Source organism: Candidatus Acidiferrales bacterium (genome assembly GCA_036514995.1).
Lineage (GTDB): Bacteria > Acidobacteriota > Terriglobia > Acidiferrales > DATBWB01 > DATBWB01.
In genome coordinates, this window is record DATBWB010000186.1 from 1 (window position 1) to 19,429 (window position 19,429).

Annotated in this window: 19 protein-coding genes; 10 read left to right on the forward strand and 9 right to left on the reverse strand. The window is 61.0% G+C overall.

Annotated features, from left to right (window positions below; all coding sequences use genetic code 11):
- The first annotated feature begins 618 nt into the window (after window positions 1-618).
- The 4 genes from VIH17_12210 (at window position 619) to thiO (ending at window position 6,074) form a co-directional block, all read left to right on the forward strand.
- Window positions 619-2,016: a sigma-54 dependent transcriptional regulator gene (locus VIH17_12210; GenBank protein ID HEY4683991.1), complete on the forward strand. Its 1,398-nt coding sequence runs from the start codon at window positions 619-621 to the stop codon at window positions 2,014-2,016.
- Window positions 1,994-3,817, forward strand: a complete 1,824-nt coding sequence (locus VIH17_12215; GenBank protein ID HEY4683992.1) for an ATP-binding protein — start codon at window positions 1,994-1,996, stop codon at window positions 3,815-3,817. The genes VIH17_12210 and VIH17_12215 overlap by 23 nt, the downstream gene beginning before the upstream one ends.
- Window positions 3,818-4,451: 634 nt before the next feature.
- Window positions 4,452-4,868: a zinc ribbon domain-containing protein gene (locus VIH17_12220; GenBank protein ID HEY4683993.1), complete on the forward strand. Its 417-nt coding sequence runs from the start codon at window positions 4,452-4,454 to the stop codon at window positions 4,866-4,868.
- Between the two features lie 105 nt (window positions 4,869-4,973).
- Window positions 4,974-6,074 (forward strand): glycine oxidase ThiO, encoded by a 1,101-nt coding sequence (thiO, locus tag VIH17_12225; protein HEY4683994.1) that lies wholly within the window; start codon window positions 4,974-4,976, stop codon window positions 6,072-6,074.
- A gap of 57 nt (window positions 6,075-6,131) precedes the next feature.
- On the opposite strand, the gene VIH17_12230 is transcribed toward thiO, so the two are convergent.
- Complete coding sequence (locus tag VIH17_12230; protein ID HEY4683995.1) at window positions 6,132-6,944, reverse strand: hypothetical protein; 813 nt, start codon at window positions 6,942-6,944, stop codon at window positions 6,132-6,134.
- A 246-nt stretch (window positions 6,945-7,190) separates the two neighbouring features.
- On the opposite strand from VIH17_12230, the gene VIH17_12235 reads away from it, so the two are divergent.
- The 5 genes from VIH17_12235 to VIH17_12255 all read left to right on the forward strand — a co-directional run bounded on the left by VIH17_12235 (window position 7,191) and on the right by VIH17_12255 (window position 10,819).
- Window positions 7,191-7,391 carry a hypothetical protein gene (locus VIH17_12235; GenBank protein ID HEY4683996.1) on the forward strand — a complete coding sequence of 67 codons (201 nt, stop codon included), beginning with the start codon at window positions 7,191-7,193 and terminating at the stop codon, window positions 7,389-7,391.
- A gap of 5 nt (window positions 7,392-7,396) precedes the next feature.
- Window positions 7,397-9,103, forward strand: a complete 1,707-nt coding sequence (locus VIH17_12240; GenBank protein ID HEY4683997.1) for a SagB/ThcOx family dehydrogenase — start codon at window positions 7,397-7,399, stop codon at window positions 9,101-9,103.
- Window positions 9,104-9,322: 219 nt separating this feature from the next.
- Window positions 9,323-9,871, forward strand: coding sequence for a ribonuclease H-like domain-containing protein (locus VIH17_12245; GenBank protein HEY4683998.1), 549 nt, complete (start codon window positions 9,323-9,325; stop codon window positions 9,869-9,871).
- A 23-nt stretch (window positions 9,872-9,894) separates the two neighbouring features.
- Window positions 9,895-10,275 (forward strand): hypothetical protein, encoded by a 381-nt coding sequence (locus VIH17_12250; GenBank protein HEY4683999.1) that lies wholly within the window; start codon window positions 9,895-9,897, stop codon window positions 10,273-10,275.
- Between the two features lie 19 nt (window positions 10,276-10,294).
- A complete protein-coding gene (locus VIH17_12255; protein ID HEY4684000.1) occupies window positions 10,295-10,819 on the forward strand; it encodes a protein tyrosine phosphatase family protein in 525 nt (174 codons plus the stop codon).
- Between the two features lie 166 nt (window positions 10,820-10,985).
- Here the strand turns inward: VIH17_12255 and corA are convergent, their stop codons facing one another.
- The 3 genes from corA to VIH17_12270 all read right to left on the reverse strand — a co-directional run bounded on the left by corA (window position 10,986) and on the right by VIH17_12270 (window position 14,127).
- Window positions 10,986-11,906: a magnesium/cobalt transporter CorA gene (gene corA, locus VIH17_12260; protein ID HEY4684001.1), complete on the reverse strand. Its 921-nt coding sequence runs from the start codon at window positions 11,904-11,906 to the stop codon at window positions 10,986-10,988.
- Window positions 11,903-12,289 (reverse strand): divalent-cation tolerance protein CutA, encoded by a 387-nt coding sequence (cutA, locus tag VIH17_12265; protein ID HEY4684002.1) that lies wholly within the window; start codon window positions 12,287-12,289, stop codon window positions 11,903-11,905. The genes corA and cutA overlap by 4 nt, the downstream gene beginning before the upstream one ends.
- A 158-nt stretch (window positions 12,290-12,447) precedes the next feature.
- A complete protein-coding gene (locus VIH17_12270; protein ID HEY4684003.1) occupies window positions 12,448-14,127 on the reverse strand; it encodes a CocE/NonD family hydrolase in 1,680 nt (559 codons plus the stop codon).
- A 716-nt stretch (window positions 14,128-14,843) separates the two neighbouring features.
- Between VIH17_12270 and VIH17_12275 the strand changes: the two genes are divergently transcribed.
- Entirely contained in the window at window positions 14,844-15,044 is a 201-nt protein-coding gene (locus tag VIH17_12275) for a dodecin family protein (protein ID HEY4684004.1), read from the forward strand.
- Between the two features lie 290 nt (window positions 15,045-15,334).
- Here the strand turns inward: VIH17_12275 and VIH17_12280 are convergent, their stop codons facing one another.
- From VIH17_12280 to VIH17_12300, 5 genes are all read right to left on the reverse strand, one after another.
- A complete protein-coding gene (locus tag VIH17_12280; GenBank protein HEY4684005.1) occupies window positions 15,335-15,496 on the reverse strand; it encodes a hypothetical protein in 162 nt (53 codons plus the stop codon).
- 129 nt (window positions 15,497-15,625) lie between these two features.
- Entirely contained in the window at window positions 15,626-15,868 is a 243-nt protein-coding gene (locus tag VIH17_12285; protein HEY4684006.1) for a carboxymuconolactone decarboxylase family protein, read from the reverse strand.
- A gap of 87 nt (window positions 15,869-15,955) precedes the next feature.
- Window positions 15,956-16,744: an enoyl-CoA hydratase-related protein gene (locus tag VIH17_12290; GenBank protein ID HEY4684007.1), complete on the reverse strand. Its 789-nt coding sequence runs from the start codon at window positions 16,742-16,744 to the stop codon at window positions 15,956-15,958.
- 12 nt (window positions 16,745-16,756) lie between these two features.
- On the reverse strand, window positions 16,757-18,193 hold the full coding sequence (locus tag VIH17_12295) for an aldehyde dehydrogenase family protein (GenBank protein HEY4684008.1): 1,437 nt from the start codon (window positions 18,191-18,193) through the stop codon (window positions 16,757-16,759).
- A 792-nt stretch (window positions 18,194-18,985) separates the two neighbouring features.
- Window positions 18,986-19,429, reverse strand: a 444-nt coding sequence (locus VIH17_12300) for an aldehyde dehydrogenase family protein (protein HEY4684009.1), incomplete at its 5' end; no start/stop codon positions are given.

A 19,429-nucleotide genomic window follows, 5' to 3' on the forward strand; every position in this document is an offset into this window, starting at 1 on the left:
GCAGGCTCCACCAATCACCAATAAGCCAGCTAGGCTGGACGCTCCAACAAGCCTACCCACCTTGAAATTCATCCTGCCTCCTTGGGGACTCACAAGACTGTCTTCCGCAGCAACCCGCCTGCCATACAGCTATGGCAATAAGTGATTGATAACACAATGCTTGTACTATGGAGGAAAACAGCATCCCTACCGCGGGTGTAAAAACTGCGTACCGGAACCACTCCCCAATGCAGGAGCCGGAGTAAGCTGCTGGGCTGCCAGCCAGGTTTTCACCCTCTTTCCGGAACCTTGAGGCTGCCCGCTCATGTTCGACGTCATCCACGGCAACCCCTGCACCGAGCTCCTTCCCTGGTTGCCGGCGAACACCGCCAGGTAACACGCGTCAACGATATTGATTGGCCGCCATCGGACGTACGCTGGCGCAAGACCAAGCCCCCAACATTTCCGAGAGCAAAAGGTTGCCCTACTATCTGAAGCCCAAACAACCCGGAGTGGGAATGGGGCAGCGAGTCTCAAGTTAGCGGGCACGGCACGAGTTTCATGCGCGGCCGGAGATTTTCGGCTAGAATGAGCCCTGCCCCGATCTAATCGGGGCATGACACCGAGGGTCTTCACCGGATGAATCGTGCGCAAACGAAGATTTTGATTGCCGAGGACGAAGAAAACGCGCGGGAGGGGCTGGCTGCGCTGATTTCGCAGTGGGGCTATGCGCCCATGTCGGCGGCCGACGGTCTGGACGCGCTCCAGAAATACGAGGAATCTTCGCCGGCCGTCATCATCGCCGACTACCAGATGCCGCGGCTCGACGGTTTGGAATTGCTCCGCCGCCTGGTGGACGACCTCCATCACAAGGTTGAAGTCATTGTTCTGACCGGACACGGGACGGAGGATCTCGAACTGGAGGCGATCGAGCGGGGAGCCTTTTACTACGTTGAGAAGCCGCTGGAACGCTTTCAACAGGTAAAACTCCGCACGTTAGTTGATCGTGCCGTCGAGGGTCTTCGCAACCGGCAGGTCATCGAGTTGCAGACGATCGAGCTGCGCGATGCCGGCAAACTCGGCAAGATGGTCGGCCATTCGAAATGCATGCAGGAGATTCTGGGGCTTATCCACATCATTGCCCCCTCCACCGCCTCCGTCCTCATCACCGGCGAGAGCGGCACCGGCAAAGAGCTGGTGGCTCGCACCCTCCACGAACTGAGCCCCCGGCACGACAAGCCGTTTGTCGCCATCAACTGCGCCGCCGTGCCGGAAACGCTGATTGAAAGTGAAATCTTTGGCCACGAAAAGGGCGCGTTCACCGGCGCCACCGAGCGCCGCGTCGGTTGCTTCGAGTTGGCTCAAGAGGGCACCCTGCTGCTGGATGAGATCGCTGAAATGCCCATTGCCACCCAGGCCAAGCTGCTGCGCGTTCTTGAAGACAACAAGATCCGCCCTCTCGGCAGCAAGACGGAGAGGCATGTCAACGTTCGCGTGCTGGCAGCAACGAACAAAGAGCCGGACCAGGCAGTGAGAAGCGGCCATCTGCGGCAGGATCTCTTTTACCGGCTAAACGTGATCCGGGTTCACGTTCCGCCCCTGCGGGAACACAAGGAAGACCTCCCCGACCTGATTGAGCACCTCATCCGCCAGCTCAACCAGAAACACAATCACCAGGTCCGCGGCGTAGCCACTGACGTGGCCGATCTTTTTCGAAGCTACAACTGGCCCGGCAACATCCGTGAAGTGCGCAATGTGCTCGAGCGGGCCGTGGTCGTCTGCAAGCCCGGTGAGGGGCTCATCACCCGAAATCATCTCCCGCCCGACTTTTGTCGTCCGCAGCGCCCGGGCGCAGGCGACCTGGAACAGCTTCGCTTTCCACCCGGCACCACCGTCGAGCAGGCCGAGCGCGCCCTGATCTACCAGACCCTCTCCACAACCAATAACAACAAGACCCGCGCCGCCGAACTGCTCGGCATCAGTCTCAAAACCCTTCACAATAAGTTGAAGGAATATGAGAGCCAGTCTCAAAACTGAGTTCACCCTGGCCGCCTCGCTGCTCGTCCTGGCTATCGCGGCCGTGCTATCGGCGCTCTGGGCGCGGAATCTCACCCAGACGCTCGTGCGGCAGACGCATGAGCGCGCTCAGTTGGTGGCGCAGCAGGTTTTTGACCAGGCAAGACTGGCCTTGCACTCCTCCCCGGAACGCCCGCGCTCGACTGAGCCGGAGGAGATGCGTCGCTATTTGCGCGCGGTTTTTGAAAACGACGCGGGCATGCAGGCAGCGCTGACATCCAGCGTGGACTACTGGAAGGCGCTGGATGAGATTGCCATTTGCGACTCCGCCGGCGTGGTGCTGGCTTCCAATTTGCCTGAAAAAGTGGGGCGAGTGGAACCACGGCGAACTGAATTCCGCGACATCGCCGAAGCCGGTTGGCTGACCCAGGCGCGCGCGATCTACCAGCGGGGAACTTTCTTTCAGGTTACTTACCCCCTCACCCTGAACCGCCAGCCCTTCGGCGAAATCCGTGTCGGGCTTTCCGGGACATTCCTCAACAGCCAACTGATCCCGCAACTCCAAACCACGCTGGGCTGGGCGCTGGTGGCGGTTTTGGCAGCGACGCTGGTTTCGAGCGTTGGCAGCCGCCTGGCCCTGGCCCCACTCGCTCGCATCAGCCAGCAGCTCGACGGCATGAGCCGCGGCGAGTTTCAAACGCTCCGCCTGGACCGCACCGACGAATTGGGCCAGGTCTCTTCCCAGATTGATCGGCTGGGACAAGAGCTCAGCACTTACCGCACCGGCTACCGTTCCCTCAAGGACAACGTGGATCAAATCATGACTGGGTTGCAGGAAGGCTTGATGCTTTTTTCGCGCGATGGCCGCGCCATCATGGTCAGCCCATCAGTGGAGAAATTTCTGGGGGTCAAGCCGGAAGCTCTGCTGCGAAGGTCGATTCAGGAAATTTTTCCGCAAGGATCTTCGGTAGCCCGGGCGCTCGGTCTGCCCCAGCCCGATTTGAGCCCAGTGGAAAACCTGGAGGTCGAGCTGGAGGGCAACCCGCCGCACCGCGCTGCATTGTCGGTGCAGATCATTGCCGAGCGTGGAGAAAAACTGGGCGCACTGGTGACGCTCCGGGATCTGGAATCCATCGAGCGGCTCGGCTCGCAATTTGAAATCACCGAACGCCTGGCCGCCATCAGCCGGGTGACCGCCGGCGTGGCCCACGAGGTCAAAAACCCACTCAACGCCATGTCGCTTCACCTCGGCCAGCTTCGCCGCAAGCTGCCTCCCGACGGCAATACCGCCCAACATCTACAGGTGCTCGAGAACGAGATCAGCCGGCTCAACCGCGCTGTCGATACTTTCCGAAATTTCACCCGGCCGGTCGAGCTTCACCTGGTGGATACCGACCTCCACGGGCTGGTCATGGAAGTTTTTGCGCTGGCGCGTCCGCAGGCCGAGGCGGGGCGGATCTCCATCGCCGTAGAACAACCACAGTCACTGCCGTTGGTGCGCGTGGACCGAGACCTGCTCAAGCAGGCCTTGCTCAATCTGGTGCTCAACGGGTGCCAGGCCATGCCCGGCGGCGGCACACTCACCATTAGCTTGCGCCGGGACGACCACCATGTCGAAATCCTTGTGAAAGACACCGGTGCAGGCATTCCTCCGGAAGATCGAAAGAAAATTTTCCAGCTCTTTTTCAGCACCAAACCGGGCGGGAGCGGCATCGGCCTAGCCAACACCTTTCGCGTCGTCCAACTTCACAATGGCTCCATCGATTTTAATTCCGAGGTAGGCCGCGGCACCACCTTCCGCCTTCGCCTGCCCCCGCGGTGAAGCGATGAAGCGCCCCAGCTCCAGTTTCGCGCTCGCTCTAATTGCCGCCGGCTTGATTGTTTTCTCGAGCCCCGGCTGTCATCGTCGGGCCAAAGCCCAGCCACCCTCCCCCGCACCACCACCGATTGCCGTCCATGTACCGCCGCCGACCGAACCCCCCAGACCTTCTGAGCCGGCGCCGGAGTTGGGCCCCAGCATCACCCCTCAGGAGAAGGCTCGAGCTGAGGAATCGGCCAATGACCTGATAAATCGCACGGAAAACAACCTGCGGAGGGCTTCCGGCAAAAGCCTGAACGCAACACAGAAAGACCTTCTGGAGCGCTCCAGTTCGTTTCTGAAGCAGGCTCGAACAGCGGCTCGAACTGGAGACTGGGCAAGAGCCTCAAACCTCGCTCAGAAGGCTTTCTTGCTCTCAGAAGATCTCTCGCGCTCCCTCCCTTAAGCCAGTAGAAATTCTTCTCGCCAGCAGTAAAAGTTGCGTCTCGCTTCGGGACAGGCAGCGCAGCCGCCGCGTGCTATCCTCGCGTTGCATTGAAAACACAATGGTTAGAGGTCATCATCCCCTCCCGCCTTCCTGTCCTTTCTGGAGAGCGGATTGCCCATATCCAGAGGGAGGGAAAGGGAAACGTTCGAGATGGCTCAGGTGACGCAAACAACTGGCATTCGGGAGAAGACGCAGGAGCGCTACTGGGAGGCGCCGCAGCTCGAGGACAAGATCGTGAGCGTGCCGCCGAAGTTGGTCTGTCCCTCTTGCCAGACCGAATCGCTCCCCCAGGCCTTCTTTTGCTATTACTGCGGCCGGCCGTTGCACGCCGAAAAGGCACAGTTTTTTGAAGCGCACACGAGATTGGTGCTGGGGCGCCGCGTCATGGCCTTCCTGATGGGCGCGCTAGCCTTTGTATTGGTCGCCTGGGCAGTGCCTTCGCTCGCCTCCGACTGGTTCATGGACTGGCAGCAGGCTCATTTCTGGAAGACGGAATGGCTGCTGGCATCCATCCTCACGCTGCTCGTTGCCGTCTTGATCGAGTTGCTGGAACTCCGCCGGCGCTGATCCCTCCCCTCTGGCACCCACCTCCGCAAACGCTTTCTCCCAAGCGAATGTTGTTCGCTGCCTGCTTCTCCTTTCCGCCTCTGTCCGCTATGATGAAGGACGAAGGTGACTCCCGACGTTCTCATCGTTGGTGGCGGCATCATCAGCGGCGCGGTTGCTTATGAGCTGGCCTGTGCTGGAGCAAAAGTTTTGATTCTGGAGCGCAGCCAGGCGGGCCGAGAAGCTTCCTGGGCAGCCGGCGGCATGCTGGCGCCTACTTCGGAAACTTTCCATGACCTTCCCCTTCTTCCCTTTGCGCTGGAGAGCATGCTTCTTTATCCGGATTTCCTGGCCCGGGTGCAGAACGACTCCCGCATCGAGGTGGACTACCGGACGGAGGGAACGCTCCTCATCGCCCTCAATGCCGCGGAAGCGGCCCGGCTCGAGCAGGCGGCCCGGATGCTTGCCTCTCAAAAGCTAGCCGGACAAATGCTGAGCGGCGAAGAAGCGCGGCAGCTTGAGCCGGCGCTGGCCCGGGAGGTCTGCTCCGCGCTCCTGCTTCCGAAAGACCACCAGGTGGACAATCGCCGACTTACGGAGGCCGTTTTCGTGGCCGCTCAAAAGCGTGGGGCTCGCTTGCGTGAGAGGGCAACGGTGGAAACCATCGTGGTTGAACATGGGCGCGCCGTGGCTGTGAAGACCGCTGGCGAGAGGGTCGCTGCCGCCAAGATTTTGGTCGCAGCCGGCTGCTGGTCGGCTACGCTGGGGCCCGAGTGCGCCAGGCTTGCGCCCACAAAGCCGATCCGTGGGCAGATGCTCGCTCTGAAGATGGCAAGACCTTGCCTCAGCCGGGTGATTCGCGGCGCTGTCTATCTGGTGCCGGGCAAGCATGGCCGCGTCGTGGTGGGAAGCACCGTCGAGGATGTAGGGTTTGATAAGAGCACCACTCCGGAAGCTCTATCCCGCTTGCGGGCGTCAGCGGAAGAAATCGTTCCCGGCTTGCGCGAAGCCGAAATCGCGGAATCCTGGGCGGGCCTTCGTCCGGATTCGCCGGACCACTTGCCCATTCTGGGTGCCTGCGACATCGAAAATCTTTTCCTTGCCACCGGCCACTACCGGAACGGCATTCTCCTTGCTCCAGCCACTGCCCGCGCCATGGTGGAGTTGATCCTGCGCGGAAGCAGCTCGATACCGATAGAAACGTTTTCTCCGCTGCGTTTCCGCTGAGCAGCCCTGTAGGGGCAGGCCTTCAGGCCGCCCCCAAATCGGGCCTTCTGGGTGAAGTCAGTAAGGGAAAGGAAAGCGCGACAGGGGCACGCGCGAGCGATCCTGGGTGCGGTCGCCGGGGGCGGGCAAGACGGAAGAGCGACCGGCATCGGTGAAATGAATCCGCGACCCATCGAGCACAATATCATGGTCCAGGACAACATCCACCGTCGTGCCGCGGGGCAACTGCACCTCCGGCCCGCGGGTTAACAACACGCCGAGGATCCCCACGGCCGCCCCCGCGCCGCTGCCAATCGCCGCGCCTTTGCCCACGCTTCCGGCGGCTGCGCCGGCAATGGAACCGATGCTCGCGCCGCCGAGCGTCGTCGTGGCGATGGTGCCCGCGTCCCGACCCTTTTCGCTATCGCCCTTCACCTTCCCCTCCGGGTCCACCTTTTCACCGCCGCCCGTGCCCGCCTGATTTACGTTGGCGGAAAGCGAAATGGTATAGCCGTTGGGCAAAATCAACTCATCAAAGCGAACCATCAGCTCGCCGCGGCCTTTTACCCGCCCGGGACGTTTGCTCTCAGTCACCTGGCCACGCACAAAGCTGCCCGCAGGGATGACAATGCGGTTCTCGATCGTCACCGGATAGAGCGTTTCAAAATAAATCGGGTCTCCCGGGCGCGCGGTTCGGGTCGTCACCGTGTTGACGAGCACCATCGGCAGCCGCGTCCCTGTAGGCACGGTGATCGTGGCCGGTGCCAGCGGCCTGGCCGCTTCAACCGCCTGAGTAGGTTCACCCGGCTCGACAGGAGCAACCGGCTGCTGCGCACAAACGGGAAAAGCCCCGCATAGAAGCATCGTCGGGAAAGCAAGAGTTCGCTTCATCGTGGTTCCTCCGACCGCCTACCCTGTCCGGATGCTCATTATACCCTCCGGGATGCCCTGCCGAATCATGTGAACTTCTCATCGCGAAAGCGCCAACAAAATTTGACACCGGGGACATTTCTCCATAGGCTGAGGAATCGCACCACAGGCAAAGGATTCATCCTGCTTGCCCTGCCTGCCCTGAGCGGAGTCGAAGGGATCCCGCTCTGCGGGAGAAGCGAACGATTCATCCTGAAGGAGTCCTCCATGGCGAACCTGGCACTCGTCTATGGCATGCGGCTGATCCCTGCCGAGGAGCTCGGCTCGGTTGAAGAAGCTACGTTCCACTTCAAAGATAGCCGCGAGGGGCGCATCAGCATGCACCTGATTCAAGGCAGCAAAGAACAAATTGAAAAACAGTTCCGCGCCTCGGTAGCAGCCTTTTTCGAGCTGTACCCGGAAATCTAGTTGCCATGACGCGCTACCTGAACCGCGCCCTGCTCGAGAACGAGACACCAGGCGCGGCCGACCTTATCCGGGATCAAAATCACGAAACCGACCGGCTGTTTGCCTATCACGAGGCGACCAAGCATAGCTATGTCTCCGTTCGCTCGAGCGCCCATTTTCTGGATTGGCGCAACCAGCCCGATCCATTTCGCGTTTATCACGGCGTCCCAACCATCCCTCTCGGATCACCCCAGCCACTGCCGGAGGTGGGAACCTTCGCCACCATTTCAAGCCTCGCCCAACCACGCACAATGACGCCGCCGATCACGTTGCAATTGCTGAATGCTCTTCTTCACCACTCGATGGCCATCAGCGCATGGAAGCAGGTGCCGGAAACCAACTTTCGCTACAGCCTGCGGGTCAACCCCTCATCAGGAAATCTGCATCCCACGGAAACGCATGTCGTTGTTGGCGCGAGCCCCGATTTTCCCTTGCCCCGAAACATCGGGGCGAAGGCTTCGGGAAGTGCGAACAGCGAGCTAGAGGAAGGTCTCTACCACTACCGCGTCCTCGACCACGCGCTCGAAAGGCGTTCCCGCGGCCCCTGGGCTGCCAAGCTGGCCGACGTTTGCAGCATCGAATGGCTCGCCGGAGCTCCTCTCATTGTCCTTCTAACTTCGATTCTTTGGCGAGAAGCATGGAAGTATCGCGACCGGGCCTATCGCTACTGCTGTCATGACCTGGGGCATGCGGCGATGTCGCTCCTCTGTGCGGCGCGAGCGCTGGGCCTCGGAGGGGTCTGGCTCAGCCATTTTCCCGATCTTGAGTTGGCTTGCGCTCTCGGCCTTGAGTCTTCTGACGAAGCGCCGATGGCCGTGCTGGTCTTTGGCGTGGAGCCGCGCTCAGCCGGAACGCCCCCGACCAATAAAACGCACGATTCTTTTGTCGAGCCGCCGGGCGGGGTTGCCAACGAGCTTTCCGACGAAGAGGTTCCCTACTATTTGCTTCTGGGCATGCATCGTTCCACCCTGTTGCCGCCGTCTGAGCCGCTGCCAGTGCCACCGGCCCTCTCTCCCTCTCGGGCGTCACCGGACAGCCTAAGCCTTGCGGAAACACCATCTCGAGATCTGCCCCTAGGCATGATTGCCCGCCGGCGTCGGTCGGCGCTCGATTTCGACCCGGAGACACAGCCCATGGAAGCTGCCGACCTCGGCGTTATCCTTCGTCACGCTACCGCTGATTTTCGCGCCGATTTCCGTGGGAATCTTTTCGGCGGAAAGGGCTCTGATCTAGTCCAGCTCTATCTCTATGTCCACCGCGTACGTGGGATTCTGAGCGGCGTCTATCGGTATCACGCCGCCGAGCCTGCCGCGGCGGGGCTTGAACCGATGCATCTCGGAGACGTCCAGCGGGCGGCTGCTTATCTCAGTTTGGAGCAGCCGCTCGCCGGTCATGCCTGCGTTGCCTTCTCTCTGGTTGCGGACCTCGAAGCCGCTGCCCGCGCTTTTGGAAACCGCGGCTACCGCTATGCGCATTTTGAAGCTGGCGCCATCGGCCAGCGACTCTATCTAGGCGCGGAGGCTACTGGCTGGAATTCAACCGGCATCGGGGCATTCTATGACGATGACGTTCACCGCTTTTTGAACCTGGAACCATCCGCCGGCCAGGTGATCTATCACTTTGCCATCGGCCGAGCGGTGCCCGACCCTCGCCTCACCGTGCCGGAAAACTAGCAAGCCTTTGGTGAACCTGCCGTTTCCCCGGAGCGTGGTCGAAAGGAATAACCTGGTGGTACCCCACTCACCGGGATGCGATTGTCCAATCCCATGCCATCGGAGTAAACTTACTGAAGGATTTGCGTACCGCGAGGGGACCGTGGAGTCCCTTACTCGCTAACTACATGCAGAGGATGCATAGCAGCACCGGGAACACGATCTGATGGAGGGCGATCCTTGAAGACCGCCTATCTGGATATCGAGACTAGTTACACCGGCCGATTAAGCTACCCACAGTTATGTGATGATCATAAAAACCACAAAATAACCGTAATTGGAGTACGCATTCTTGATGGCGGGAACGATTCCTTTGTTCAGCTTGTGGGAAAGGAAGCATACAAGGAGAAATTGATAAACGCACTGGGAGGGGTTGACCGTATTGTAACTTACAACGGGCGCTCTATTCCCGATACGGTGAAACATCACACGGGATTTGACTTCCCGGTCATCGCCGCTCAACTGGGCGTGGTTCTGGACAGAGAATTCAGGCATGTTGACCTATGTCCCCAGTGCTGGAAGGCTGGTCTCTGGGGCGGTCAAAAAGCGGTTGAGCAAACGCTGGGACTCAAGAGAACCCTGCCCGGCAGGGATGGCGCATGGGCTGACAAAGCCTGGAAGCAATGGGAAGCGTCCAAAGACGAGCGTTACCTGAAGGAGTTGCTGGCTTATAACAAAGAAGATGTCTTTATGCTGCGCGGAATCGAAGAAGCACTTAAGAAGCGGTAGCGGATAGTGGAAACAGGGCCCCCATGCGCGCTCTGATTTCATTCGTCATCGCCTTGGTCATCGCTTTCGGCATCTATCGCCTTTACCTTACCCGAGTGCAACCGGAGGGTCACGGAACGGCACCCACTCAGGCCATCACGATTACCGGCGTGCAGAACGACCTGCTCGCCATCGCCCAGGCCGAGCGACTCTACCTCGCTGAACACGGGTCGTATGCCTCGCTCGAGGAGCTGATTTCGAGCGGCGCACTCTTGATGCAGAAGCCCGGCCGCGAGGGTTACACTTACTCCGTTGAAACCAGCGCCAACAGCTTTACCGTTACCGCCCGCTACTCCGGCCCGCCCGGGCAGCGTTACCCTACGCTCGCCATTGACCAGACCATGCAAATCCTGCGGTTGGACTAAGCGGTCACAGGAGGAAGCCATGAAGAGAAACCTGGGCTTGGTGGCTGGCGCCGTCCTGCTGGCCAGCGTGGCCGTGGCGCAGCCGCAGGATTTTTCCTCCATCAAAAACTTTCTCCGCGTCAACGAGCAGTACTGTACCGGCGGCCAGCCGACGATGGACGAACTGGCGAAGCTGAAGACGGAAGGCATCAAGGCCATCATCAACCTCCGGCGCCCGACCGAGTATAACGCCGAGGAAGAAGCGGCGAAGGCCAAGGAGCTCGGCCTGCGCTACGTCAACATCCCCGTCAGCGTCGCGGAGCCGAAAGACGAGCAGGCGGATGAGTTTCTGAAAGTCACCTCAGACCCGCAGAACCGCCCCGCATTCATCCACTGCGGGTCGGCAAACCGCGTCGGAGCGTTCTGGATGATCCGCAGGGTCCTGGTGGACGGCTGGAAGCTTGAAGACGCTGAGGCTGAAGCGCGGAAGATCGGGATGCACAGCCCGAGCCTGATCGAGTTTGCCCACGGCTACATCCAGCGCCACCCGAAGAAAGCCAGCTAATGGGCGCTATTGAGCCGACCCCGGGTTTTCAGACGGGCAGCTTGAAGAAAATGGCGAGCGGCCCCGCCAAGGCTGGGCCCGGCTACTTGCACATCCAGGGACTCGCTCGTCCTTGCTGCGGCATCTGTCAGTCGAATATGGCCGAGTTTCAAACCGGGAATTGGGATTAAAACCAGCCCCTGCGCTTAAAAAGCCACAGCAGAACCAGCGCAATCGCCGCCATGCCGCCGCTCACGTAGAGTGCGCCATGGGGGTGATTCAGCAGCGGCAGACCGGCAAAGTTCATTCCGAAGTAGCCGGTGACAAGGAGAAATGGCAGGGCAAGGGTGGCAAAGATCGTGAGGGCTTTCACGATTTCGTTGGTGCGGTTGGCGGTTGCGGTCAGATGCACGTCCAGCACCCCGGTGAGGATGTCGCGGTAGGACTCGACGAAATCGAGTGCGCGGACGATGTGGTCATAGACGTTGCGGAAATAGGCCTGCTGGGAGCGCAGCCAGGGCTCGGTGCGGTGCAGCAATTGGTTAATGACCTCGCGCATCGAGATGGCCACCCGGCGGAAATCGATCAGGGCGCGCTTGATGGCGAAAATTTCCGAAATCAGCCGCGGCGAAGGCCCCCGGTGGACTTCCTCCTCGAGTGCGTCGATGCGGTCGTCGATGCTGTCCAGCACGGGCAGATAGCGATCCACGACGCAATCGAGCAGGGCGTGGAGCAAGCGGCCGGGATGGGCCAGCCTGGGATCGGCCTCGAACTTGGGCCGCACAGCGCCCGCCGTGCGGCTCGGGCCGTCGTGCACGCTGATCAGGAAATCTTTGCCGACGAAGATATCGAACTCGCCGAACCAGCATTCGTTCTTCTCCGGGTTGAAGTGAACCGTGTTGACGATGACAAAGAGATGGTTTTCATACTCCTCCAGCTTGGCGCGCTGGCGCTCGTTGCGGCAGTCTTCCATCGCCAGTTCGTGCAGGCCAAACTCGGCGGCAAGCTGGTCGAGCGCGGGGCCACGGACGTCTTCGACGTGAAACCAGCGGAAGCCGGCGCGCGTGCCCAGCAGGCAGGCCGCCGCAGCGGGCGAGGTGGCGCTCATTTCTTCTTCCCTCCACTCCGGGCGGTGCGCTTGCCCCGCCCTTGGCGGGGCTTGCCGGCTGGACGCAGCAGGCATTCCTCCAGCCAGCGGAGGTATTGGGGTGAGCCAGCGAGAATGGGCAGGGCGACTACTTCCGGCACGTCATAGCTGTGCAGCCGCTCGACTTCAGCGCGCAAGGCGGCGAGCAATTTCCGGGAAGTTTTGATCAGCAGCACGTACTCGGCGGCGGTCTCCACCTTGCCTTTCCAGCGATAGACGGACCGCACGCGCCCCGCCAGCTCGTTCACGCAGGCCGCCAGCCGCCCCTCGACCAGCGCCCGAGCGATGCGGTGGGCTTCGGCGGCCTTGCCGCAGGTCACCAGCACCACGACCTTGTCCGTCATGACGACTGGTCGGCTCCTCTCTGCCGTCGTCAACTCTTTCCTATCGGCGGTTCCCGGTTCCTCTTCCTTCCGGCTGGTTGAAGATACAACACCCGGAGATGACGGGCAATCGCTTCCGCTTCGGCACCTTGGGTCGGTGCGCAGTGATTGCCGATGCTTCAGCGGTGAATCACGGGCAGGATCAGCCGCGACGCGCGCCGGCGATCGTGGTAGATGCGGATGGTCGCTTTCCGCATGGCGGAGGAAACTGTTTCCAATTCGCCGGTATGCAAATTCCGGGAAAAGTGAGGGAAAAACGTGGTCGAAATCTGCACCCGAATGCGGTGGCCCTTCTCGAAGACGTTGCTGGTCACCGGATTCGTGAGCCGGAGTTTGTACACGCGGTTCGGCCGAAGCAGCTTGCTCCGATAGAATCGGGGCTCGCGCCCGCGGCCGGCGTTGCGGTAGCTGGCGCGGATGACCTCCAGGCCCGGGCTCATCAGGTTGAAGGCAGTGCCGTCCGGCGCAACGTCAATCAGCCGTGCCCAAAGGTCGGTGTCCGGCGCATCGCACGACAAGAAGATCTCGGCGGTGATCGGCCCCGTGACCTCGAGGTCGCGCTCGAGCGGTGAGGTGTCGAACACCAGCACGTCGCTCCGGCGTTCCAGCTCGCGGTAATCATGGGCACCTGAAGAGGTGGCGAAAGGGTCCACCACGGGATTGGTCGGGTCGGAGAGAAACGCACTCGCCTGCTCGTTCTGCCTCGGAGCCGCCCAACTCAAGCCTCCGGCCTTTCCTTCTGATGCTGTCGCCGCGAGATAGAGCGGGGTGTAGCGAGTCTGTGGGAGCGGCCAGGCGTCTTCCTCGCGCCAGACGTTTTCCCCCATCACAAAAATGCGAACGGGCTTTTCCCGGTCAACACCGTTGTCGCGCCCTCGCAGGTAGCGATCCATCCAGCGCAGCACCAGTTCGTCGTAATCGATGCCCGCCGCCGGGCCAAATTCGCGCTCGCCCGATTTCGTCTCGGTGGTTTCATGCACCCCGTGGGTCCACGGCCCGATAACCAACTTCGTGCGGATATCCGTCTGGCTCTTGCGGGAGGCTGCCAAACCCCTGAAGTTGGTTGTGGCCCCTTCCGGACCATAGGCTTCGTCATACCAGCCGGAGAGATTCAGCACGGCGGCACCGACGCGCCCATACTTGTTGCGCATTTCGGCCCAGTCCCACCAGGGATGGCCCGGTGGATGGCGCAACCATTCGTAGTAGTAGGGCGCCACTTCGCTGAGTTCCCCCAACTCGCTGAGCGGCAGATGGCGTTGGAGCGTCTCCCGCACGCGGAGCCACTCGGCGCGCGCTCCCTCCTCGCTTTTTGGCCCTGCAAGATTCTTTCTCGCGCGGGTGTCGGGCGCAATGTTGTTCCAGATCCACCCGATCCAGGAAAGGTCGAACACGCCACCCAAATAGAAAAAATTCTGCGGCGTGGAAAAGGTCATCGCCGGGACCATCGCTTTCAAGTGGGGCGGGCGTTCCAGCGCGGCCAGCCATTGCACCGCACCCGGATAGGAAAGGCCAAACGTTCCCACCGACCCGTTTGACCAGGCCTGCCGGGCTGCCCACTCGATCGTGTCGTAGCCGTCGCGACCCTCCTGGCGGTAGGGGACGAATTCCCCCTCGGAGGCGTAACGCCCGCGCACGTCTTGGATGACGACGGCATAGCCCCGCTCAACTGCGAGGCGGAACGTCGTGTAGCTCTCCGGCGCGCGCCGTTTGTCGTAGGGGGTGCGATACACCAGCACCGGGAATGGGCCGGAAGCGGCGGGTCGCCAGACGTCGGCGCGCAGCACCACCCCATCGCGCATTGCCACCGGAACGTCTCTGTCAATAACAAACACTTGCGCCGGGTCCCATGGCACAACCCCGGCAAGGAGAAGCAAAGAGAACAAAGATAACTTTCCCATCGCTGCGCAGGGTATCACTTCGCATCGCATGTGAACAAGACGCCCGCTCTACGCTGTCAACGCGGCTTCTTGATTTCAAGCCGTGGGAGGATTGGGCTATCAAACCTAGACCGATGCCTCTGGGCTCACGATTTGCTTGCCGCCGTGAGGCATGCAGGTTGGGAGCGAATCGACAGGCTCTGGCGGGGCTCACTCCGAAGCAAGAGCAGTGGTTGCAAATCGGCTTGTGCTGGCTGTGAATTCCGTTCTAAGCTCTGACTCCCAACTCACACGCGAATGGCCGAGAGAGGAGTAACTGAAATGTCCGGGCGAGCCACAAAGAACCCCCGGCTCTATCGCTGTCGCCGAGGAACCCTCAGGTGGCTGCAGCTTCTCGTGTTTCTCGGCGCTTCGGCTGTATGGGCCCAGGATTGGACTCACAAGACCCCGCCGAAGACGCGGACGGATGACGTCAAGAAAGTGCTCCACGGCGTTGAGGTTGTTGACCCCTATCGGTGGCTCGAAGACTCAGAAAGCCCGAAGACGCGGGCAGGATTGACCGGACGTGAGTCACAGGGATTCATTGCGCGCTTGTCCGCCGCGGGCGCCAAAGTTTGGCAGTCGAGAGGAGGCATGTCATGGCTCAGAAGGTCATCGAGATTGTAGGGGTTTCGAAGGACAGCTTCGCCCGTGCCGCCGAGAATGCGGTGGCCGAGGCCGCCAAGAGCGTGCGCGGGATGAAGTGGGCGCGAGTCGCCGAACTGGAGATGGGGCTGGACGGCAAGAAAATCACCGAATACCGCGTCACCGCCCGCATCTACTTCGACGTCGAGCGCTAAATCGGTTCCATCCTCGCCCGACCGCATGGGCGGACGCTACCCTGCTCGCGAAGACTTGCGCCCAGCCCTACGGCGCAACCCCGACAAGCAAAAGCAAAAAGCCGGAGAAAAGCTTTTTCATCCCGGCGCAGGGTATCACTCCACATGGCATAGGAACAAGACGCCGGGTTAGCCAGGGTTTTGACTTCAAGCTGTGGGGAGAATTCGTCTGTCAGCCCGGAGCAGAAGCGTCCCTGACCATACAGGGGGTCTCCGCTCGACGCCCCCAACCTTCGCTCGCCCGCTGCTATCTATACCCCGAGGTCGGGGATGGTGGCGAGGCTGTCGTTGAACCGATTGGTAAAGTTCGCCATGCAGATGACCAGTGTGAGCTCGACGATCTGGCCTTCGTCGTAATACTTGCGCAATTCCTCAAGCGTGCCCGGGCGAATGGCCGCCGCCCCGCGGGTCACCCGTTCGGCATAGAGGATCGTCGCCTTATCCTTCTCGTCAAAAAGTGGGCTGCGTTGGTAGAAGTGTAGGGCCTGAATTTGTTCGTCGGTGATGCCGATTCGCTTCGCCGAAGCGATATGGGCCCGCGTTCAATACTCGCAGCCGTTGAGCATCGCCGTTTTCAGGTAGGCCAGCTCCTTGTAGCGGGGATCGACGGTCCCTTCGTTGATGATGGCGCCGTAAAGTGGGACGAATTTCTTCAGCACGTCAGGCCGGTGAGCCATCGTGCCGAAGAAGTTGGGCATCTTGCCAAATTTTTTTGCCAGCGCGTCGTAGATTTCATGCACTTCCGGAGCAGCCTTTTCTTTGGAGAGGGGATTGACAATAGCCATCGAATGCCTCCTTTGATTTGTAGTGGAGATCAGAACTCTATCCTAAGGCCTTCCTGGTGCACAAGTACAGAGTTCCTGCGAGGAAAGTCAGCGGCCTTTGAACTTGGCCATGCGCTTTTCGAGGTAGGCTTTCATCCCCTCGGCGGCGTCCTCGCTCGCGAAGACTTGCGCCAGCACCTCGCGCTCGAGCGCCAGGCCCTCGCTCAGGGATGCTTCGAGGCCGGACTTCATGGCGCGCTTGATGCGGCCGACCGCCAGGCTGGATTTCGCGGGCGGGATGAACTGTCGCACATAGGCGACCACATCGTCAAAAAAGCTCTGCTGCTCGAAGATCTGGTTGACCAGACCCATCTCCTGCGCTTCCTCGAACGAGAACGTAACGCCGGTGGCGGCCAGTTCGAGCGCTCGCCCGCGGCCCACCAGCCGCGCCAGCCGCTGCGTGCCGCCCATCCCGGGGATCACGCCCAGGTTGACTTCAGCGAGCCCGATGCGCCCGCCGTCCTTCTTGGCCAGCCGTAGGTCAGCCGCCATGGCAATCTCGAGGCCGCCGCCCACCGTGTGGCCGTTCAGCGCCGCCACCACCAGCTTCGGCGTGTTCTCGAGGCGAAGAAGGGTTTCGTGGCCGAACAGAGAGAAGTTGTAGCGCATCTCAGGCGAAGCCTCGGAGATGAACCGGATTTCTGCGCCGGCGGAGAAGAATTTCTCCCCCGCCCCGCGCAGCACAATGGCGTGAACGTTTGAATCGAAGCGAGCCTGGACGATCGCGGCATCGAGTTGGCACAAGAGGTCGAGGTTGTAGGTATTGGCCGGAGGATTGTTGATCTCCAGGATGGCCAGACCGTCCTGGACGGTGTAGCGAACAAGCTGCTCAGTCATCGAATTTCTCCGCTAAGTTTTGCCGACGACGACGGATTTCGTCTCCATATAGTAGTCGAGCGCTTCCGAGCCGTGCTCCTTGCCGAGCCCGCTCCACTTCACGCCGCCGAAAGGCAACTCGTCGTAAATGATCTGAGCCGAGTTGATCCAGGTATAGCCCGACTCGATGCGCTCGGCCGCCGCCATCGCCCGGGCGAGGTCGCGGCTCCAGACCGACGAGCCCAAGCCATAGATGGAATGGTTGGCGCGAGCGATGGCCTCCTCCCAATCTTTCACTTTGAAGATGGGCAGGGCGGGCCCGAAGCATTCTTCCTGAACGATGCGGGCCTCGTCGGGAACATCACTCAAAAGGGTCGGCAGATAAAAAAAGCCCTTCTCGTACTCCCGCCCTACCGGGCGCTTGCCGCCGGCGAGGATTTTTCCGCCGCGCTTGACCGCGTCCGCCACCTGCTCCTCCACCTCTTCGCGCTGCGCCGCGGTGTGGAGCGGCCCGAGCCGCGTCTCCGCTTCGAGCCCATTGCCCACTTTGAGCCGCTTCACCTTCTCTACGAGCTTCGAGACAAAATCGTCATGGATGCGCTCGAAAAGGTAGAGCCGCTTGATGGCCAGGCAGGCTTGGCCGCAGTTGTAGAAGCGGCCCACGGCAGCGGCGCTGACGGCCGCCTCCAGGTCGGCATCGTCGGCCACGATCATCGGGTCGCTCCCGCCGAGTTCGAGCGTCACCCGCTTGATTTCCCGGGCAGCGACTTCCATCACGTGCTTGCCGGTGCGCGTTTCGCCGGTAAAACCAATCTTGCGGATGGCCGGGTGGCGCAGGATTTCTTCGCCCACCGTCCCGCCCGGGCCGGTGACAATATTGAGCGCGCCGGGCGTGATGCCGGCCTCGCAGAGCAGCTCAATACAGCGAATATCAGTCAGCGGCGAGGTACTGGCGGGCTTGACAATGACGGCGTTCCCGGCCAGCAGCGCCGGGCCCAGCTTGTTTCCGAGCAATGACACGGGAAAGTTCCACGGCACAATCGCTCCGCAAATTCCGATGGGCCGCTTCAAGATCAATCCGTACTTGCCTTCATCCAGGCGCGGGATGTGGCCGCCGCGGATGGTTTTGGCCAGGCCGGCATAGTGCTCGAGCGTGTGAGCAAAGCGACGCAGCTCGCGCACCGACTCGCTCAGCGGCTTGCCCTGCTCTTCCGTGAGCAGCTTCGCCAGTTCCGATTCGTGCTCCTGGATAAGGTGGACGGCCTTGTGCAGGATCTCACCGCGGCGGGACGACGCGAGCGCCGACCACTCCGGCAGCGCCTTCTCGGCCGCCGCCACCGCCCGCTGCACGTCCTCAACCGTGCCTTTCGGCACCGTCTCCACGACTTCCCCCGTGGCCGGATTCCGCACCTCAAACCACTCGGCCGAGGTGGACTCGGCGGGCTCGCCGCCAATCATCATCTTCGCCATAGTTCTAGCGGCAAGGCACAAGGCCTTGCCCTACCCCGATCGGACTACGCCGCTCCAAGGATAATCCTCTGGCCTCCGAACCAAAGCACGGCGTACTGGGTTCATCCATATGTATTCGCATTTCTGGCGCAGTGATTCATCACTGCGAAGTTTGTGGTCGAAGAACCGCGCTTGCCAGGGGGATGATTCCCCAATTCGGCGACTGATTTCCAGAGCAGTTTTGCTTTTGAAGGCTCGCATGAATCCGGGAACTCCCTGGGGTCCCGCTGAGCATATCAGGTGAAGGTGATCGGGCAAAATGCTATAGGCTGCCACCTCCACATAGTGGGCAGCGGCTGTTTGATGCAAAACCTCTTGCACTAAGTCCCGGAGTGGGGCTGATTGAAAACGGGGTTCCTTGTTCCGACAGCAGATGGTAATGAAGTACCACGCACCAGGCTTGTGATAGGCATCGACTGGCAAGCGGATGTGTTTTCGCTTCGGATACGACGTTTGCTCGGTTGAAGGTTTCATTGCTCGTTTCGGGTAGGGCAGGGGCTTGTCCCCTGCCGTCCTAGCGGCAAGGCGCAAGGCCTTGCCCTACCTGTCAGGCCGGAGGTGGACTCGGCGGGCTTGCCGGCAATAATCATCTTCGCCATGGCTGGTTTATTGGCTTATCGGTTTATTGGTTCATTGGTTTAGTGGTTTATTAGTTTACCGGTTTAGTGGTTGATTGGAGGCAGGTGCGTGCGCCGGATCCGATCAGCCGATGAACCAATCAACCGATAAACCAATGAACCAATAAACCAAAAGCTAACCGGTCGCGACGACCACGCCCTTCGGCTCCAGGTAATCCTCGAGCGCTTCCGGCCCGTGCTCGCGGCCGATGCCGCTCGACTTGACACCACCAAAGGGCATTTCGTCGTAGCCGATGTGCAGGGAGTTGATCCAGACATTGCCGGCCTCAAGGCGCTCGGCGGCGGCGCGGGCTTTGCCGAGGTCGCGCGTCCAGATAGACGAACCCAGGCCGAAGATGGAGCTGTTGGCGCGGGCGACGGCCTCGTCAAGGTCCTTGACCTTGAAGATGGGCAGCGCGGGGCCGAAGGACTCCTCGCACACGATGCGAGCGTCGTCGGGCACCTCGGCGAGCAGTGTCGGCAGATAGAAGAAGCCTTTGGCGTACTCCGCCCCCTCAGGGCGCTTGCCGCCGGCGAGGACTTTTCCGCCCCGCTTCACCGCGTCGGCCACCTGCTCTTC

What these genes read in the sequence shown, in the direction of transcription:
- VIH17_12275 (HEY4684004.1), top strand. Translation starts at nt 14,844, where the DNA reads ATGGCTCAGAAGGTCATCGAGATTGTAGGGGTTTCGAAGGACAGCTTC.
- VIH17_12295 (HEY4684008.1), bottom strand. Translation starts at nt 18,193, where the DNA reads ATGGCGAAGATGATGATTGGCGGCGAGCCCGCCGAGTCCACCTCGGCC.
- VIH17_12210 (HEY4683991.1), top strand. Translation starts at nt 619, where the DNA reads ATGAATCGTGCGCAAACGAAGATTTTGATTGCCGAGGACGAAGAAAAC.
- VIH17_12215 (HEY4683992.1), top strand. Translation starts at nt 1,994, where the DNA reads ATGAGAGCCAGTCTCAAAACTGAGTTCACCCTGGCCGCCTCGCTGCTC.
- corA (HEY4684001.1), bottom strand. Translation starts at nt 11,906, where the DNA reads ATGAGCGCCACCTCGCCCGCTGCGGCGGCCTGCCTGCTGGGCACGCGC.
- VIH17_12250 (HEY4683999.1), top strand. Translation starts at nt 9,895, where the DNA reads ATGCGCGCTCTGATTTCATTCGTCATCGCCTTGGTCATCGCTTTCGGC.
- VIH17_12230 (HEY4683995.1), bottom strand. Translation starts at nt 6,944, where the DNA reads ATGAAGCGAACTCTTGCTTTCCCGACGATGCTTCTATGCGGGGCTTTT.
- VIH17_12235 (HEY4683996.1), top strand. Translation starts at nt 7,191, where the DNA reads ATGGCGAACCTGGCACTCGTCTATGGCATGCGGCTGATCCCTGCCGAG.
- VIH17_12290 (HEY4684007.1), bottom strand. Translation starts at nt 16,744, where the DNA reads ATGACTGAGCAGCTTGTTCGCTACACCGTCCAGGACGGTCTGGCCATC.
- cutA (HEY4684002.1), bottom strand. Translation starts at nt 12,289, where the DNA reads ATGACGGACAAGGTCGTGGTGCTGGTGACCTGCGGCAAGGCCGCCGAA.
- VIH17_12285 (HEY4684006.1), bottom strand. Translation starts at nt 15,868, where the DNA reads ATGGCTATTGTCAATCCCCTCTCCAAAGAAAAGGCTGCTCCGGAAGTG.
- VIH17_12240 (HEY4683997.1), top strand. Translation starts at nt 7,397, where the DNA reads ATGACGCGCTACCTGAACCGCGCCCTGCTCGAGAACGAGACACCAGGC.
- VIH17_12270 (HEY4684003.1), bottom strand. Translation starts at nt 14,127, where the DNA reads ATGCGCGATGGGGTGGTGCTGCGCGCCGACGTCTGGCGACCCGCCGCT.
- VIH17_12220 (HEY4683993.1), top strand. Translation starts at nt 4,452, where the DNA reads ATGGCTCAGGTGACGCAAACAACTGGCATTCGGGAGAAGACGCAGGAG.
- VIH17_12255 (HEY4684000.1), top strand. Translation starts at nt 10,295, where the DNA reads ATGAAGAGAAACCTGGGCTTGGTGGCTGGCGCCGTCCTGCTGGCCAGC.